16 protein-coding genes are annotated in these 17,683 nt (G+C 46.3%); 10 read left to right on the top strand and 6 right to left on the bottom strand.

The window, feature by feature from the left end:
• Positions 1 to 19: 19 nt before the first annotated feature.
• Entirely contained in the window at positions 20 to 871 is an 852-nt protein-coding gene (locus tag P1P86_10065; protein MDF1575520.1) for a universal stress protein, read from the bottom strand.
• An 88-nt stretch (positions 872 to 959) separates the two neighbouring features.
• Here P1P86_10065 and P1P86_10060 point away from each other — a divergent pair, with 88 nt between their 5' ends.
• Positions 960 to 1,934, top strand: a complete 975-nt coding sequence (locus P1P86_10060) for an ROK family protein (GenBank protein MDF1575519.1) — start codon at positions 960 to 962, stop codon at positions 1,932 to 1,934.
• Between the two features lie 5 nt (positions 1,935 to 1,939).
• On the opposite strand, the gene P1P86_10055 is transcribed toward P1P86_10060, so the two are convergent.
• Positions 1,940 to 3,718 carry an Ig-like domain-containing protein gene (locus P1P86_10055; GenBank protein ID MDF1575518.1) on the bottom strand — a complete coding sequence of 593 codons (1,779 nt, stop codon included), beginning with the start codon at positions 3,716 to 3,718 and terminating at the stop codon, positions 1,940 to 1,942.
• 125 nt (positions 3,719 to 3,843) lie between these two features.
• Between P1P86_10055 and lgt the strand changes: the two genes are divergently transcribed.
• Genes lgt through P1P86_10015 form a run of 8 tightly spaced genes read left to right on the top strand, consistent with a single transcriptional unit; the run spans position 3,844 to position 10,969 of the window.
• Positions 3,844 to 4,713, top strand: coding sequence for a prolipoprotein diacylglyceryl transferase (lgt, locus tag P1P86_10050; GenBank protein ID MDF1575517.1), 870 nt, complete (start codon positions 3,844 to 3,846; stop codon positions 4,711 to 4,713).
• An 11-nt stretch (positions 4,714 to 4,724) separates the two neighbouring features.
• Positions 4,725 to 5,531, top strand: coding sequence for a zinc transporter ZupT (gene zupT, locus P1P86_10045; GenBank protein ID MDF1575516.1), 807 nt, complete (start codon positions 4,725 to 4,727; stop codon positions 5,529 to 5,531).
• Entirely contained in the window at positions 5,532 to 6,464 is a 933-nt protein-coding gene (locus tag P1P86_10040; protein ID MDF1575515.1) for a cation diffusion facilitator family transporter, read from the top strand.
• The gene (locus P1P86_10035; protein MDF1575514.1) at positions 6,461 to 7,396 is read left to right on the top strand and encodes a cation diffusion facilitator family transporter; all 936 of its coding nucleotides are present in this window, start codon (positions 6,461 to 6,463) and stop codon (positions 7,394 to 7,396) included. Before P1P86_10040 ends, P1P86_10035 begins: the two co-directional genes overlap by 4 nt.
• Positions 7,393 to 8,127, top strand: coding sequence for a hypothetical protein (locus P1P86_10030; GenBank protein MDF1575513.1), 735 nt, complete (start codon positions 7,393 to 7,395; stop codon positions 8,125 to 8,127). The genes P1P86_10035 and P1P86_10030 overlap by 4 nt, the downstream gene beginning before the upstream one ends.
• Positions 8,124 to 8,738, top strand: coding sequence for a LuxR C-terminal-related transcriptional regulator (locus P1P86_10025; GenBank protein ID MDF1575512.1), 615 nt, complete (start codon positions 8,124 to 8,126; stop codon positions 8,736 to 8,738). Before P1P86_10030 ends, P1P86_10025 begins: the two co-directional genes overlap by 4 nt.
• A 32-nt stretch (positions 8,739 to 8,770) precedes the next feature.
• Complete coding sequence (locus P1P86_10020; GenBank protein MDF1575511.1) at positions 8,771 to 9,658, top strand: hypothetical protein; 888 nt, start codon at positions 8,771 to 8,773, stop codon at positions 9,656 to 9,658.
• 15 nt (positions 9,659 to 9,673) lie between these two features.
• Entirely contained in the window at positions 9,674 to 10,969 is a 1,296-nt protein-coding gene (locus tag P1P86_10015) for a glycosyltransferase family 4 protein (GenBank protein ID MDF1575510.1), read from the top strand.
• Here the strand turns inward: P1P86_10015 and hemW are convergent.
• Positions 10,966 to 12,093 (bottom strand): radical SAM family heme chaperone HemW, encoded by a 1,128-nt coding sequence (hemW, locus tag P1P86_10010; GenBank protein ID MDF1575509.1) that lies wholly within the window; start codon positions 12,091 to 12,093, stop codon positions 10,966 to 10,968. The genes P1P86_10015 and hemW overlap by 4 nt on opposite strands.
• A 2-nt stretch (positions 12,094 to 12,095) precedes the next feature.
• Positions 12,096 to 16,253 (bottom strand): phosphodiester glycosidase family protein, encoded by a 4,158-nt coding sequence (locus P1P86_10005; GenBank protein ID MDF1575508.1) that lies wholly within the window; start codon positions 16,251 to 16,253, stop codon positions 12,096 to 12,098.
• A gap of 60 nt (positions 16,254 to 16,313) precedes the next feature.
• Between P1P86_10005 and P1P86_10000 the strand changes: the two genes are divergently transcribed.
• Positions 16,314 to 16,694, top strand: a complete 381-nt coding sequence (locus P1P86_10000) for a VanZ family protein (protein ID MDF1575507.1) — start codon at positions 16,314 to 16,316, stop codon at positions 16,692 to 16,694.
• On the opposite strand, the gene P1P86_09995 is transcribed toward P1P86_10000, so the two are convergent.
• Positions 16,684 to 17,115 (bottom strand): Rrf2 family transcriptional regulator, encoded by a 432-nt coding sequence (locus P1P86_09995; GenBank protein MDF1575506.1) that lies wholly within the window; start codon positions 17,113 to 17,115, stop codon positions 16,684 to 16,686. The genes P1P86_10000 and P1P86_09995 overlap by 11 nt on opposite strands.
• Positions 17,116 to 17,118: 3 nt before the next feature.
• The gene (rpiB, locus tag P1P86_09990; protein ID MDF1575505.1) at positions 17,119 to 17,559 is read right to left on the bottom strand and encodes a ribose 5-phosphate isomerase B; all 441 of its coding nucleotides are present in this window, start codon (positions 17,557 to 17,559) and stop codon (positions 17,119 to 17,121) included.
• Between the last annotated feature and the right edge of the window lie 124 nt (positions 17,560 to 17,683).

Below are 17,683 nucleotides of genomic sequence, written 5' to 3'. Positions count from 1 at the left end.
CTTTTTGTCTGCTTATGGCCTATCCTCCAAAGGTACTGAATCCTGCAGGTATCTGTTTTTCCCTGGGTGTGATACTCAGCAAAGGAACGGGGGCGCTTTTCAGCATTTGCTGCGCATAACTCCCCAGAAAAACATTCCACTTATCAATGGCGCTGGACATAATGGCAATCAGATCAGCATTTACGGCCTCGGCATAAGTGCAGGTCAGTCCGGGCAGGTTATCTCCCACCAGTGTTTTGCTAACAGTTTGTAGCTTCCGGGCTTTGAAGTAATTGCTTACCTGCCTTGAATAGGACTCCAGCCTTTCCAGGTCCCGCTTATTCTTGTGAGTCGAAATAGCCAGCACATGTAACTCTGCACCAAACAGTTCGGCCAGATCAGCCGCAGCCGGGGCTTTTTGCCTGGTATCCAGATGTAACTTGATGGGTACGACAATCTTCTTCACATCGCCAGGCATGTATGTGCGCAGAGTAAATACCGGTTTTTCGGTGGCAGCCATAATTTTAAGGGCATTGCTCCCTATAAAGAGCTCCTCAAAACCTGAAGCACCATGTGTCGAGGCAGAAACCACAGCATTCTTGTAGGAGTTCACCTGGTTCACAATTTCCCGGTACACTTTCCCTTTTTTTATGAGGTACCGCAGTCTGGATTGATTTCCAAGTCGCGGACCATAATCCTTTACCAGCTTCCTGAACTGGGTCTCTGCATATTTCTGTTCCTCCTCAACCACTCTGGGCTGAAAATTGGAACTATTGGTCAATACATAGACCATCTGAATATTCACCGTTTTCTTTTGAGAAAACAGAAGCGCCCACTCAAGTCCTTTGAGAGAATCCACTGAAAAGTCGATGGGAACAATAAAATTGGTCATAGCTTGTGTTTTAGATATCTCAGCTAATTTAACCAAATCCGCTTAGAATTATTAATTTTGGCCCTTATAATCCATAGATTGAAATCCGATGGCTCTGGAAGTTGTTCTTGGAATAGATATTGGGGGAACCTTTACAAAAATAGGCCTGGTGGATCGTTCGGGATTCATCCATTTCGAAGATGAAATCAGCACCCGCGGATATGAAAGCATCGAAGCGTTTATTCAAGCACTTCATGCGCATGTGAAACAAAGCCTGGAACAGATCGAAACTTCCTTTCTTTTACTTGGTATTGGGGTGGGGGCTCCGAATGGCAACTACTATACAGGCACCATTGAAAACGCTCCCAACCTGGCCTGGAAAGGGAAGATTGAATTTGTCAAACTGATGGAAAATCATTTTCACCTTCCCATTCTGGTCACCAATGATGCCAATGCTGCAGCGCTGGGAGAAATGCTGTTTGGAGATGCCGTCAAGCTGAAGAATTTTCTGATGATCACCCTGGGAACCGGGCTGGGAAGCGGGCTTGTTGTCAATGGAGATATCATTTACGGGCACGACGGATTTGCCGGAGAACTCGGACATGTACTGGTTTATGATCATGGCAGGCAATGTGGATGCGGAAAAAGAGGATGCCTGGAAGCATACGTTTCGGCCACGGGAATTAAAAGAACTGTGTATGAATTACTGGCGGAAGAAAACAGCGAGAGCGATTTTCGGAAAATTCCCTTTTCCAAACTAAAACCAAAAATGATTACTGCCCTGGCCGAAGCAGGCGACCCTATTGCCATCAAAGCCTTTGAAAGAACCGGCTACCTCCTGGGCAGGGCCCTGGCCGACACGGTGGCTCATATCAGCCCCTCCCGCATTTTTTTATTCGGGGGACTGGCCAAAGCGGGGAAGTGGATCATTGATCCCGCCAAACAGAGCATGGAAGAACATCTATTACCCATCTTCCGGAATAAGATTGAGATCGTTCCTTCCGCCCTTTTAAATAAAAATATCGCCGTTCTGGGGGCTGCGGCTTTAATCTGGAAGCGGCTCGATAATCCATCCGGGAACTGATCATCCTACTTTTCCAGGATCATGGTCACATCATGATCCCAGTTTGACCTTACTTCAATCGTTCCGGGAAGTAGTTCTACGGGTTCGGGCTGAATCTTTTTCAGATAGTTACCCGTATCCCATTTTCCGTTATTATTGAGATCATGAATAAATTTAAACTGGTACTTCTGAGGGGACAGATAGGGAAAATGATACTGTCCATCCTTCTCAACCAAAATTTCTTTTACCAGTGTTTTACCGCTGAAAAGCTGAACCAGCACCTGGTGTGCCACCTGGTTTACAGTGAGCAGAATCTGTCCGTAAAACTCCAGGTCGCGTGTTTTAAAGCTCACATCCACCGTATCGTGCTGCATGGGATAGATGCTCGAAATGGCCCCGGGCAATAACAGCATCCTGTATCTGGAATCCGACTCCCAGGTGGCAGTCAGGATAGCCCGGTATAGAGACAGGGTGTCGGCCCTCACTGAAAAAGGAATCGGAACCTCCGCCGAATCGGGAATATGGTAAAGAGATATCAGAGAATCATTCATCCTGCCTAAAGGAAAATCCAGTTGCAGGGACAGATCTCTGTTCAAATCATGGTTGCTATTGTTCCGGATGGTAAGCAGCTCCAGTTTTTCCTCTTCCGTCGCGGTCTCCTTTTGATCCGACCGGTCCCTTTTGCTTCTACCCTGAAGTTCCCGGTAAGTAAACAAAAGGGTATCGGATGTGCATATAAACTGCTCAAGGGTGTCTTTTACCGTATAGTTCACCACCATCTGAATGCTGTCATGGTTATAGTCTGTCGAATCGATCATCCACAGGGTCAGGCTGTCCCGCTTAGTAGAAAAATGTTCCAGGAAGCGGGGAGCACGCTTTCCTTCCGCCTGGAGCGTGTAATACGTAAAAGTATCTGTAAGCGGGAGGGCAAAACCCAGCTGTATTTTCCGCCGGTCCTCTCTGACATAGTCGGTCAGGTACTGAATGTCCGGTTCTTCCGTAAATAAATTTAAATCAATATAGATCGCGTTCAGATCTGATCCCATACGGGACAAAGAGTCCGTGCCCGTTCCGGAAGAGTCTGCCTCCAGCGTATCCGTCAGGACTGCGGATACGATCGAATCTCCCAAAAGTTGCCTGGTAAAATCGGCATTTAGGATCAGGCTTGTGTCCAGGAAAGCAATCTCTTCCGAAGGAAGGTCAAAAAGCAGATTATTATTCCCGTCCTTTAAGGCAAACACCTTATATACATCGGGGCGAAGATTGTTCACGCTAAAAACACCACTGTCATTCGTGCGTCCCACATAAAGGGGGATATCGATGAGAGGAACCGAGTCCCGGAGATCGGAATAAAGCATAATGGATACCGGGTCTTCGGGTTTCTCGAGGCTCTCTGCATATTGAAGGGTTCCCCTCACTGACAGAGAGTCGAGTACATCGCCGGTGGAGAATACGTATTCGTAATTCTGCAATTTGTTTCCTTCATGGAGATCCTTTATCGCGTTTCCAAAATTGAAGGTATAGGTGGTATTTGTCCTGACTGTCTCTTCAAACTCTATAATCAAGGTCTTCTTCTTCAGTTTTACCTCCGGTTTCTCTTCCATGGGCGGGGAAACGATCAGCTCCTGATTCACATTGTCCAAAACAATAAATTCATCAAACGTAATGAGGATCCTCTTTGCATTAAAATTTGTGGAATAGTTGGGTGGCTCGCATTTTAGCACCACCGGCGGATCCTCATCTTTAGGGCCCCCGGAAGGGGATCCCTGCTGAGCACAGCTCCAGCAAACAAGAATAACAGACAAAAACCAAAAGTATTTAGCGGACACGTTTCATCAATTTAGTGCAAACATACAAAGATATAAGCTTCAGGAGAAACCCCCGGAATGTTATTATATTTGTAGCTTAATCTCAAAGGCCCGTAATTATGATTTTTGAAGCCATCACCTGGAATGTGGATCCCGAAATTTTCAGTATTGGTCAACTCAGCATCCGGTGGTACGGATTGATGTTTGCTTCAGCCTTCCTTTCCGGCTACATCGTTTTTACCAGGTTCCTTTCCACCGAAAGGCTCAGCTCAGAAATGATGGATCAATTATTAATCTATATCGCTGTAGGAACGGTTATTGGAGCCCGACTGGGTCACTGTTTTTTTTATGAACCGGACTATTTCCTGGCGAATCCTGTTGAAATCCTTAAAATCTGGAAGGGTGGACTTGCCAGCCACGGGGCTGCCATAGGGATCCTTCTCTCGCTTTGGTTATACATTCGAAAATACAAACTTTCCTTTCTATGGCTTATTGACCGCATTGTGATTGTAGTTGCTTTGGGGGGAGCCTTCATTCGGCTTGGAAACCTGTTTAATTCGGAGATCTATGGTCTTCCGACCGGTCTTCCCTGGGGCTTTGAGTTTGTCCGTGACAGGCTCTATGACTCCAATACCGGCGAATTACTTCCCACCGTGGCCCGTCACCCCACCCAGCTCTATGAATCCCTGAGTTATATCCTGATATTTACGGCTCTGTTTATTTTCTATCGCCGCAGGTATATGAAGGTCCGTGATGGCTTTATATTTGGAGTGTTTATGATCCTTCTTTTCTCTGCCCGATTCTTTATTGAATTTGTGAAAAACGACCAGGTTGCTTTCGAGGCCGGAATGCAGTTTAATATGGGACAGCTGCTCAGCCTTCCTTTCATTTTAGCCGGGGTGGTAATGATTGCATGGACGGCAAAACGACCCCGCCACTTTTCACAGGAGCCCATCCCCAAAGCTCCAAAGAAAGGAAGAAAAGCCAGCTAATTTGTTTTTACATGGAGACAGGCAATTTTTGGTTTGCTTTTGGACTCACGGTTTTTGCCGGCCTATCTACCGGGATCGGCAGTGCCCTGGCATTTTTTACCAAAAGCACGAATACCCGGTTTTTATCGCTTAGCCTGGGATTCTCAGCCGGAGTGATGGTTTACGTATCTTTTGTAGAAATCCTCCAGAAAGCACGAATTGCTCTGATCCCCGGATTTGGCGAAAAAATGGCCGCCTGGTATGCCGTGCTTGCCTTTTTTGCCGGTATCCTGATTATTGCCCTGATCGATAAGCTGATCCCCTCCCAGGAAAATCCTCATGAGATCAAACGCATTGAGGATATGGACAGAAGCAACAGCAGAGATCCCAGATTGGTTCGCATGGGCCTGTTTACTGCACTGGCCATTGCGATCCATAATTTCCCGGAGGGTGTAGCCACTTTCATGGCCGGCATGTCCGATCCCTCTCTGGGCATCCCCATTGCGGTGGCCGTTGCGATTCACAATATCCCGGAAGGCATCGCTGTTTCGGTTCCCATTTCCTATGGTACAGGAAATAAAAAAAGGGGGTTCTTTTTGTCTTTTCTGTCCGGACTGGCTGAGCCGGTCGGCGCACTGATCGCCTGGCTGATCCTCATGCCCTTTCTGAACGACCATGTCTTTGGTTTCATTTTTGCCGGAGTCGCAGGGATCATGGTATTTATATCCATTGATGAACTTTTACCGACAGCCCGGGAATACGGCTTGCACCATCATTCTGTCTATGGCTTTTTGGCCGGTATGGCAGTTATGGCAATCAGCTTATTATTGTTCATATAAATGGCCGAAAAAAAGCATAAACGCAGACGCACTCACCAGCATCACCAGCCGGTGAATGAAAAAAACCTGCTGGCCGCAACAGTTCTGAACCTGGTAATCAGTATTGTAGAGATAGCCGGAGGCTTTCTCTCAGGCAGCCTGGCGCTTCTTTCAGATGCCCTTCATAATCTAAGCGATGCCTTTGCCACCTTTATAGCCTACCTGGCTACCATCATTGGTAAGCGTGAAGCCAATCAAAAGAAGACTTTCGGCTACAAACGACTGGAAATTATGGCCGCACTGATCAATGCGGTTATCCTTATAGTCATGAGCGTTTTCCTGATCAAAGAAGCTTGGCACAGGTGGCAGAATCCGGGCGTCATTAACTCCATGATCATGCTGGTGGTGGGAATGATTGGCCTTTTGGCCAATCTCTATGCGGTCCTTATCCTTAGAAAAGACGCAGGAAAAAGCATCAATGTAAAGGCCGCCTACATCCACCTGATCGGCGACAGCCTCTCCTCCGTGGTGGTGATCATCGGGGGGGGCCTGATACAGGTTTTTGAAATCACATGGATCGATCCTGTGATCACGGTCCTGATTTCCATATATATCATAAGGTCGGGACTGATAATTCTTAAAGAGTCGGTCCGTATCTTGATGCAATCGGCTCCTGAACACCTGGATCTTCCGGCTATCAAAAATATGGTCGAACTGGTGCCCGAGGTCTTGAATATTCACCATATACACGCCTGGATGCTTACCGACAGCGAGGTTCATCTGGAGGCTCATGTAGAGCTGAATGTCGATCTTAAACTGAGTCGTGTGAATCACCTGAGGCACAAAATCGAGCAGCTTCTCAGAGATGATTTCGGTATCGGGCACATCACCCTTCAGATAGAATATAAATCAGAACATGATCCTCATTTCATTCATCATACCGTGAAGAGATGAAAAGAGAACAACAGATCATCCGAGCTTCCTGGTGGGCCATAACCGGTAACGCCCTGCTGGCTTTTTTGAAACTGGCGGCTGGTTTAATTTCAGGCAGTTTTGCTGTGATTGCCGATGGCATCGATTCGGTCTCTGATATTGTTTCTTCGCTGGTGGTGCTGGTCGCTGCCCGGATTATCGCCAGGCCCCCCAATATCAAATTTCCCTACGGGTATAAAAAAGCCGATACGGTAGCTACCAAGGTGCTTTCCTTTTTGATCTTTTTTGCCGGCGTACAGCTGGCCTACTCCACCGTACAGTTGCTTGTGGCTGGCGAGAGCATGGAAATCCCGGGTAAACTGGCGCTCTGGGTAACCCTGATCTCCATCGGTGGAAAATTTATTCTCTCTCTCGTCCTGTTCAGAACAGGCAGAAAGGTGGAGAGCAGCATGCTGGAGGCCAATGCCCGAAATATGAGAAATGATATCTTGCTTTCTTTAAGTGTTCTCATCAGCCTGATCTTTACCCTGGTTCTGGAAGAACCCCTGATCGACCGTATCATCGCTCTTTTAATCAGTATTTTCATTATGTACGAAGGATTCCGGATCTTTATGAAATCCAATATTGATCTGATGGACGGCATCGACAATACAGAACTCTATAAGCGTCTCTTCGAATCCATTCATATGGTAAAGGGGGCCCATAATCCTCACCGGGTCAGGGCCCGTAAAATCGGACATTACTATATGGTAAACCTCGACATTGAAGTGAATCCTGAACTGTCGGTCAAAGAGGCGCATGATATTGCTAAAAAAGTGGAAAATAGTATTAAATCAAATCTCCGGAATATTTATGACATCATGGTTCATGTTGAGCCCCTGGGCAACCAGGAGGAAGATGAAAAATACGGAATTACGGAAACGGAGATTGAAAAAGAAAAAAAACAGAGATGATTACCAGGGATTGGCCCATGTACAGGGTAATACTCGAAAACCTTCAGTTGCTGCCTCTCTTGCCCCGGTTCAACCTGAAGTCTGGATTCGGAGAGCTTAGTGTGGATGAGGTGTGTCAGGCCCACGGAGTGAATACGGATTTTTTCCTGGAAATTGCAAACGCTTACCTGGATGAACTGTATGTCCCCGAAGAGGGACTGGCCCTGTTCCCGCTGAGTACCATGGTTGATTACATTAGCTCCACCCATAAGTACTACAAAGAGATTGCCCTTCCCATGGTGGAGTATAAAATATTGCGCCTGATGGAACATTCTTCTCTGTCCGAAAAGGAGGTTACTCTGGTAACCGCTTTTTTCAATGATTATAAAGAGGAGTTTATGGCCCATATCTCCCAGGAAGAGGAGCAAATTTTACCTTATATCCTTGAACTGGAAAAGCAGGCTGCCCTGAAGGAAGCCGAAGCTTCTTTCATTCAGAAGCTTCAGCGCTATTCTATCCGTGAATTTGAGAAAGAGCACAATCGTTTAGAAACAAGTTTGAGGCATCTGTCTGAACTCATTATAAAATATCTGCGCCCATTTGACGATTTGCAGTTGTGTCATGAGGTCCTGAAGGATCTTGCAGCGCTGATGAAAGACCTGGTTGATCATGCAGATGTGGAAGATAAGGTGTTAATTCCCAGGGTGGCAGAGTTGGAAAACCACTTACTAAACCCTTCGTCTCTTGCATGAGGATTTCAAGTTTCATACTGGTTGTTGATTCTTACCTGCTTCGAAAAGGAGTGGTCTCTATGCTGAACCGGATTCAGGGGATCAGAGTACTGAAAGAGTTTGGCTCATCTGATCCTTTCCCGGCCTTTCTGGAGAATCACTCCGTGGACTTTATGATTATCTCCCAGACTGCTTTTACGATGTGGACCGATCTTTTTATTTCAAAACCTGAATTACTCGAAAAAACCATTTTGCTGGAAGAGCCCCACACAGAGGAGCCTTCTACAAAAAAGCATGTACAGGGAGTTCCGGCTTCCATCCATCTCCTGGAGAATAAAGAGAGTTTGATCGCAAAAATCCGGGGACTTATCGACCAGGGAGGGGACGGGGAAGACGGGATTCATTCCATGAAACTGTCGTCACGCGAAATAACCATTGTCAGGCTGGTCTCCACGGGGCTCACAAACCGGCAAATCGCTGAAAAGCTGTTTCTGTCTGCCCATACCGTTATGACCCACCGGAAAAATATTACCAGCAAACTGGGTATTAAATCTGTCTCCGGACTAACTGTCTATGCCATTGTGAATAACATTATCACCATCGAAGAGGTAAGCTCCTTACCTGCTAAGTAATTCTTATATTTGTAAAAACTAAACCATCCGTCATGGCTGAAAAGAAAACCAATGTAAATGCACTCTACGGAGTACTCGGATTACTGGTTGTTATTCTGGGTATTGCCGTATATATGCTTCTGGATACGCGGAAAAATCTGAACCTGGTTTCTGCAGATCTGGCTGAAAAAACAGAATTCTTTCGTATGGAGAAAGATTCTCTGGAGGGTGAGTTGCGCAATATCTATTTCAGGTATGATACCCTTGAAACCAATAATCTGGAGATGCAGCTGGAGATGCAGCAACAGCAGGAGAAAATTGATAAGCTTATCTCTCTTAAGGCAGAAGATGCCTACAAGATCCGTATGTACCGTAAAGAGATGGAGACCCTCCGCTCTGTTTTACGGAGTTATATCGTTCAGATCGACTCTCTGAATATGCAAAACCAGGAGTTATTGGCCATGAATAAGCAGCTGCGTAATACCGAACTGCGCCTGACCACGGAAAAGGAACAGCTTGAAAAAGATAAATCCCAGCTGGAAGAGATCAAGGATCTGGCTACCACGCTTCAGGCATCACAAATCGGCCTGGTTTTGCTAAATAAACGTGACAAGAACACCGAACGCATCCGGACTGCTGTTAAGGTCAGGGTGGACTTTGTCCTCAGAGCCAACAAGGTGACTCCCGCAGGAGAAAAAAACATCTATCTGAGAATTATCAGGCCCGATCAGGTGGTTCTGGGATCTCCCGGACTGGAAATGATTGAATTCAAAGGCGAACAGATTCCGGCCTCTGCTTCCAGGCTTATCAACTACGAAAATGAGGATCTGCCTGTCTCTATCTTCTGGAACAATGATGGGGAGATTGTACCGGGTGAACATACCGTTGAGCTCTACTCGGAAGATAAAATGATCGGCCAATCTTCCTTTGTCCTGAAGTAAAACTCCTGCCCCGGCATGCATATTGGTGTTATCATCGGGCGAATTGGTGGCGTGGATGGTGTCGCTCTGGAAACGGAAAAATGGATCGAGGTCCTGAAAAGCATGGGCCACAAGGTTTTTACTCTTTCCGGACAGTACCAGGAACGCCCTATGAACCCGGATACTGAAACGCTGGTTCCTGAAATGTCCTTCTTCTCTCCCGAAAGTTTCTGGAGTCAGAAAAAAGCTTTCTTCTATCCTGAAACCAATCCGGAAGAGCTCATCGAGCACCTGAATCTTTATTCAAAGGTGATCTATAAAAAAATTATTCGCTGGATACAGGAACAACATATCGAATTGCTCATTTCTGAAAATGCTTCTGCTCTTCCCTCCCACCTGGAGATGGGAATGGCCATCAATAAAGCGGTGCATAAAACCGGGATACCTACCATTACTCACGATCATGATTTTGCCTGGGAGCGTGGCGACAGGTACTTATCGCCACACAGGGAAATTAATGATTTTATTTCGGATGTATTTCCTCTCAGAGCTCCCAATTCGGTCCATGCAGTAATTAACAGTCATGCTGCCAATACTTTGCAGGAGCGTTTTGGGCGTGAAGCAATCATCGTGCCGAATGTGATGAATTTTGATCAGCCTTTCGGGCTGCATACAAAGAAAAATGAGAACCTGGCCGAACATCTGGGATTTAGGAAAACAGATATTTTCCTGTTTCAGATTACCCGTATTGTCAGGCGCAAGGGGATTGAGACTGCCATTCGCCTCATCCATGAACTGAATGACAAAAAAATCAAGTTGATCATTACCGGCAATTACGCAGATGATGCAGGAAGTGCCTATTACAACGAACTGGTAAACCTGATACACGAACTTAAGCTGGGTGAACAATTTGGTTTTGCCTTCCACCTGTTTCATAACAAAGGTCTCTCCAATGGAGCCGGAGAGCTGCGCTTTTCTCTCTCCGACGCCTATGCCAAGGCCACTGCCTGTACCTATTTCAGTACTTATGAGGGTTTTGGGAATGCCTTTGTGGAAGCTGTTTTAGCCAGACGACCTGTTTTTGTAAACAACTACAAACCGGTTTATCTGCCCGATATTGGTAGTAAGGGTTTTAAAACTGTTATGATTGAGAATGGAGAACTTACCCGTGAAGCCGTCGGTGAAATGGCGGAAATAATCTACAATCCCACCCTTGCCGAAGAAATTGCTGATTATAATTTCAAGCTGGGTAAGAAAGAGTTCAGTTATGACACTCTCAGGGGAAAACTTAACCGGCTGATCCGAAGGGCCCTGGTATCTGCAGAATCTTAGTCCATAAACAGCTTCCGCAGTATATGATCAGTTATCAGCCACTGATCCGGATCAATGGCCACTTTTCCGTCTGTTTTTATCATGCTTCCTGAACGAAGAAAAGCCTGAGCCTGCTGTTCAAAATGCAGCCTGTACTCCAGACCAAAAACTAGTTCAAGGTGAACGGGATCGGCCCCCCATTTGGTTCTCAGTGAAGTAATCAAATAATCGTGATATTTTTCAGTCCCTGTCAGATGTTCTGTCTCGTCCTTTTTGCCTCCGGAAAAAACACGCTCCATGTATTCTTTTAAGGAGGAGGTGTTCCAGCTCCGCCGCTCACCATCATAGGAGTGAGCCGAGGGACCAAGCCCCAGGTAGGGCCGTCCCGACCAGTAGAGCATGTTGTGTTTCGAAAAGTATCCGCTTCTGCCAAAGCTGGAAAGCTCATAATGTTCAAATTCTGCAGAAAGCAGACTTTCTCTCAGAATCCTGTACTGTATTACACTTTCCTCCTCAGGCACCGGGATCAGTTTTCCATTCTTCCTCCAGTGATCGAATACAGTACCCGGCTCAAAACTCAGGTGGTAGGCGGAAAGATGGTTTACAGGTAAAGAGAGTGCCCGTGAAATATTGTCTTCCCACCCGGCGGTGGACAGACCCGGAACTCCATAGATCAGATCCATGGTCAGGTTTTTAAATCCGCAACCGGCAGCCCGTTTGACCGCTTCTTCGGCCTGCCCGGCATGATGGGAGCGCCGCATGATCTCCAGATCTTTCTGGTGAAACGACTGGATTCCAATACTCAGGCGGTTAAAACCCATCTGGTACAACCTGTTTAAGGTAATCTGATCCAGATCATCCGGATTACATTCCATGGTCCATTCCGGATCCTTCACAAAAGTAAAGTACCTGCCAATGGTATCCACAATTTTTTCCAGCTGAACAGGCGACAAGAGCGATGGAGTTCCTCCGCCGAGGTAGAGTGTTTCCAGGGTGCGGCCCGGATTTGCTTCTCCCTTTTGTTGGATCTCTTGCACCAGGGCTTCTACAAAGCGGTCCAGGTACTGCAGGCTCACCGTAAAAAAGAAGTCACAATACCTGCAGGCTTTCCGGCAAAAGGGTATATGGATATAAATCCCTTGCATGCCTACTCCCTGATAAATCCGATTATGGCATTGGAAACCGCTCTGGGCTCCGGGGGGAGCGCATAAACGTCCTGCTCATACTCGCTGTTATATGGGGAAATATTCAAAGTATCAGTGCCCACCACCAGGGTGCTGCTTCCGCCGGGATCAAAACCCATGGCCTTTTCCATCCCGTGTTTGAGAAGTATTTCCGCCATATCGTGGTGAGTCGCCCCGACTGACTCCCTGATTCTTCCGTTTATGGTCAGCACCGCGAGTTCATGTTTCCGATTAATTCCTACGGCTATCTTGGGTCCGCGCATATTCGTATAATCCAGTCTGGCAGCCTGTGTGCGAATGGAGTTATTGCTATTCCACCCCTCAAGCTCCATATCAATAACACAGCTGCCGCGGTCCAGCAACATAGGTCCGGCCTCAACCGCGTGCATGACCTCTTCCATGCCGGGAATTTTCAGATCCATAAACTCACCTGCTTGTAAATCTTCCGGTATTTCGAAAGGCTTCAGGGCCAGGGTAAGTCCCACCGGAATATGGCGTACCTGTTCTCCTTCCCTGGTTTGCAACACCTCTTTCACCTCATTCCCGGAGAGCCGGATAATGGTTCTGCCTCCGCCCTGGATCATTTCATCCGGATAAAGCAGGTCATAATAAGCATGCCTTATGCTGTTCCCTGCCCTGTTATAATCCCGGCTACTGAAGACAATCTCGTTCCCTCTGCAAAAAACCTTGAATCCCCCGCTGCTATTTACCCGCCTGATATCTACGGAACCATCCTTGTAAATCAGGAGTGCAGGTTTATTAAAGAGGGGGACTGATCTTACTATTCCTTCGCTTATCAGCAGCCCCAGAGGAGCACCGATATAGGTTTCGGGCAGCCCGAGTTTTCCAACCAGCTCTGCATTCAAGATATAACCTCCATTCCAGGCAATCCGGGCCTGATGACCACTTTGTTTACAAAATGCCTCTGCAAACTGGCTAACCGACCTGGGCTGATCAACGGAGGAGACAGCCGCAAAGTCCCAGGGACTGTGTTTAAGATTCAGCCTGGCTATGGCCCCGCTGTAAGGCAAGCCATCGACGAAAAGACCGTTGAAAAATTCATAAACCAATGCTTTATTTTTTGATCCCTGACCTCGCATCCCCGAAAGCACATGCTTCAACGGGCTTCCGTTAAACACGGCATCTTCTTTGATATTGGCCAATACCCTTTCCTCTCCCAGTTCTTTCACAAGCTCTTTATAGAGCTCGCTCTTCATTCCCTGGTCAAACTCCTTTGATGTCTGAACAGGAGCCGGATATGACAAAGTGGACCTGAGCCCTGCCGGCACAAATTGAATATATCCGCTGGAAACCGGGATACCCATCATATGAGCGGTAAACTCATTGGAAACCTTGCCAATATGAAAACGGTCCATATCGACCAGGTCGGTCGTCATAGAAGCATTGCTTCGATTGGTAAGGATATAGCCGTTTTGATCCCTGATCTTTCGTAATACTTTCAATGCCTCTTTCCCCAGTTGAGGAAAATGGATACCCACACATACCTGTTTGGTGCGAATGATCTGAATCACCTTAAACTCATACAGCAATTTCAACTCTTCCGAAACTCCCTGTATGATATAATCGGTGATTTCATCTTTATTAAGTTGTTTCCCAAGTTTTTTTTCCTGGGCAAATATATAGACCGCTTGCAAAAATGCCGCTTCCTTCTCCAGCATCTGCCTGCTGATCATCGTCTCCAGGGGGAGATGCAGTCGGGAACGGATCGACTGCAAGGCAAAAAACTCCAGTTCATACATAATATAAGCCCCGGGAAAGTAGGCAATGGGCCGGTTTTGCCTGAGCCTTTCTATTAATCGTTTCCTGTTGTCAATAGCCAGGTGCGAGCTTCCTGTCAGCTGCATCAGAGCCAGGTTCCAGTCTGTAAAAAACTGCGGGCTCAGGTCTATCTTATTGCGGGGTACCGGTTGAACAATACGGATGTAAAGCAAATTAATTAATCCGGTTAACTCCTGGAAGGTGAAGTCCTGATAGGGATAGTGATAGTTATTCCGGTGCCGGTACGACATGGAATGATCGTGCTGTATGGAATTGCTTCCCTCCCGGTATTCGAAAAGCGTCTCCACCGCATTATAAAACTGGTTAATAATCTTCCCGGGAATATATTCCGAATCGGGATCCTCAGTGACTATGGCCCGGGAAAAATGAAAGGACATTCCCCGGATCCTCTGTTGTTCTATCCTGAAAAAACTGGGATCAATCAGTGATTTCAGCATAAACATAAATGAAAGCTTCGAATAGCCGGGAAGATACTGCCTGTTCCTGTTGTCCAGTAAGGCTTCCAGGTTCTCATCGCTGAAACTTACCATTTCCCTGTAATCATCCAGGCTTTCCTTTACATTTCTCAGGACTGTTTTTTGCTGACGAAGCTGGGCAAAAAGACGAAGCAGGATCTGGTGCAGGTTCCCGTTAAGCGCTTCCAGGCTGTACCTCTTCATTACCACTTTCTGGTTGTGCCTGATTTCATCGGTATAGCGGTGTGGGAAAAAAATTCTGTCTGTGATCTTCCTGACCATGCTTTTTGATATTCTTTTCCCCTTAAATTCCAGCACTTTTAAACGCTCCCTCTCACCAAGGTGTTCTCCAATCACTTCCGAAAAAACCTGTTCGGGTTCATATCGCCTGCAGAAAATGGGGGTTCCGCAGGCTGTCGCCTCAATAATTGGCAATCCCCGCCCTTCTGTTTTGCTGGGCAACAGCACCAGCGAGGAAATATTATAAAGCTCTGCAATGCCGATGGGATTCTCATATCGCTCTTTGAAGCTTTCCCGGTCGGTCTCTCCAAACAAAAACGCCAGGTAAACCCGCTGTCTCAATTCAGGAATAACTTCATTCAGAAGGTCCCTGAATCTCTCAATCAATTTTGTAAAATATGCAAAGTGTCCTGCGGCAACGGGACCTGTGATAAGCAGGGTTATCTTCAAATGAGAGGTCAGCCGGAACCGTAATTTCATATCCTCCTCCTGAAACATCTTGAGAAAAAGGTTAAAGGAACTTTCTATTCTTTTCCTGGATAAAATTCTCGTGGGTTGCAGGAGAATAATGTTCTCTCCAATAAAAGCTTCCACCGGCTTTGTGCGCTCCCCGATCAGAACAGGTCTGGGATTCTTCCCGGATACCAGTCCCTCCGACAAAACATCCTCAACCGAATAACTGATCAGGCTTTCGGTATACCTCGAAAGAATTTTCTCCAGCTGCAAAAAGGTGTTGATGTTTTTTCGTTTATCTGTTTTGGTATAAAGAGTGGTGTCCACTGCTGTGCCTATTTCCATGACATTGGCCGGGTTGTGCCCGTTTAGCTTCACCAGGTGTTCGGATTGTTCTCTGTTAATATTTACCTGCATCCAGGTGCGGGACTGCCAGGGATACAGGGTTTCTATGATCGAGAAAACCTCTCCCAGATGACAGTTGGTAAAAAAGAAATCACGGGGACCCGGCCTGGTTCCCTTCTTCTCCCTGTCGGTCAGGCACATCCCTCCCTCCCAGTAAAAATCGTGATTGTTATTAATCGCCGGTATTTTCAAAAATTCAGACAGCAACACCAGGGCCAGGGCATAGGCTACATTTCCGGGATTAGAACATACATTAATGATATAGAGCAGGCTGATTCCCTGTTCCTCAATATATTCACCCAGTTTATGCACTATGTCCAGAGTTTGTATCCAAAACTTCCGGATAAGTTCATTATAGGCAGGTCCTCCTCTTTCCAGTTTCTTAAAAAAGAAGTCCTTATAGAGTTCCCACTCATCAAAACCGGATAGCTCCGGAATTATCTTCTTCCTGTATTCGTTCTGGATGAAAGGGGCTGTTTGGGAATGGATCCTGCCGGCAATATAATGAATGGGAGTACCTGGTATATTACGCTTCATTAATGCAGCATATTTATCTACCTCTGTGGTGACGCCATCAACCATATAATGAAAGGTAAGAAAGGCCACTCCCCCGGATCTGCAAACCTCTTTGAATTCATCGTAGGCCCCCGGCAGGCGAATGGGTGGATAGCCCCGCTCCTCTTTGATCCGATCCAGAAAAAGTCCCAGGTCAAACCAGTTCTCTATTTTCTCTCCGCGTAGTTTTGCAAGCAGTTCGACTACTTTCATTACAGATTAATTATCCTACTTTTGTAAACTGATCTTTGCCTTCCGGATATGCTAAGGTACGTGTTCCAATATAAATTTTCCATCCTCCTGGCCATTCTGATTGCTATGATGAGCCTGATTCCCGGTAGTAGTCTTCCATACAGCCCCCTGTTTTCAATCCCCTACCTGGATAAGCTGATTCATTTTTCCATGTATTCCCCTCTCGGCTTTATCGCATTGATGGAGAATCGTTGTAAAAGTCATTGCTTTGGAAACCACCTGTTTATTGTGATGGGCATTTTTTTACTCAGTGCACTCATCGAAATTTTACAGGCAACTCTGATCGCCTCCCGTGGGGGAGAATGGACCGATTTACTGGCCAATCTGGGAGGGCTCATTGCAGGCTATCTGGCTTACAGGCTTTGGGGGAAATTCCGGTGGTTTCGATTTCTTAAATCCTGATTTTCTCTCTTCCCTCCCTGAATTCCGACACCAGATCGGCTATAGTTTCAGTAGTAAAGAGCGCTTTAAGTTCGTGTCTGATCGGGGCTAGTTTCTTATGCATGCTGCAGGGATTGTTCAAATCGCAGGGAGTGGTTCGTATGACGCAACTATCAAATGGCTCCTTGCCCTCCATCAGCTCTATAACTTCCATGACAGAGATATCCATGGCCGGTTTCCTTAAATAAAAGCCACCATGCGGTCCCTTCACAGATTCCAGCAGTTGCTGTTTCACAAGAAGCTGCAAAATCTTCCCTAAAAAGGGAGAAGGAATATACAGTTGGCCAGAAATTACTTTGATCCCCTGTTTATTCTCAGGAGAAGAATAGAGTTCCAGATAGATCAGAGCCCTGATAGCATACTTGCTTGTATTGGATAACATTCGTTATTTTTGGATGGGTATGTTATTGATTCTGATATCATGCCGCCCTCCTTCATACTCTGTGTTGAGAAAGGCATCCAAGATATCCTTAGCTGTCTCCAGATCAATATATCTGGCAGGTAAAGAGCAGATATTTGCATCATTATGCATCCTGGCCATCCGGGATATTTCTCTGTTCCAACACAAGGCCCCGCGGATTCCCGGGTGCTTATTCGTGACCATATTGATGCCGTTCCCGCTTCCGCAGAGAGAGATTCCCCTGCTAAACCTGCCGGATTCGACGGCTTCAGCCAGGGGGTGTCCGAAATCCGGATAATTCACCGCTTCTGCAGAATTTGTTCCTAAATCCATTAACTCATAACCCTTATTCTCCAGATACTTAATGAGGTCCATCTTCAAGTTGTATCCGGCATGATCCGAAGCAATAACCAGGGGTTCTTTCATATTCCTTTTTTTAACAATCGTCCTGTTGATTTGTTGTTCATTGAATCTAAAAAAGACGTTTCTCTGTACGCTCTATTAACGAAGCCGATATTTAAGCTAACTTTACTAAGAATGATAAACAGAT

Source organism: Bacteroidales bacterium (assembly GCA_029210725.1).
In the GTDB taxonomy this organism is placed as follows: Bacteria; Bacteroidota; Bacteroidia; order Bacteroidales.
This window is presented reverse-complemented; position numbering and strand designations above follow the sequence as displayed.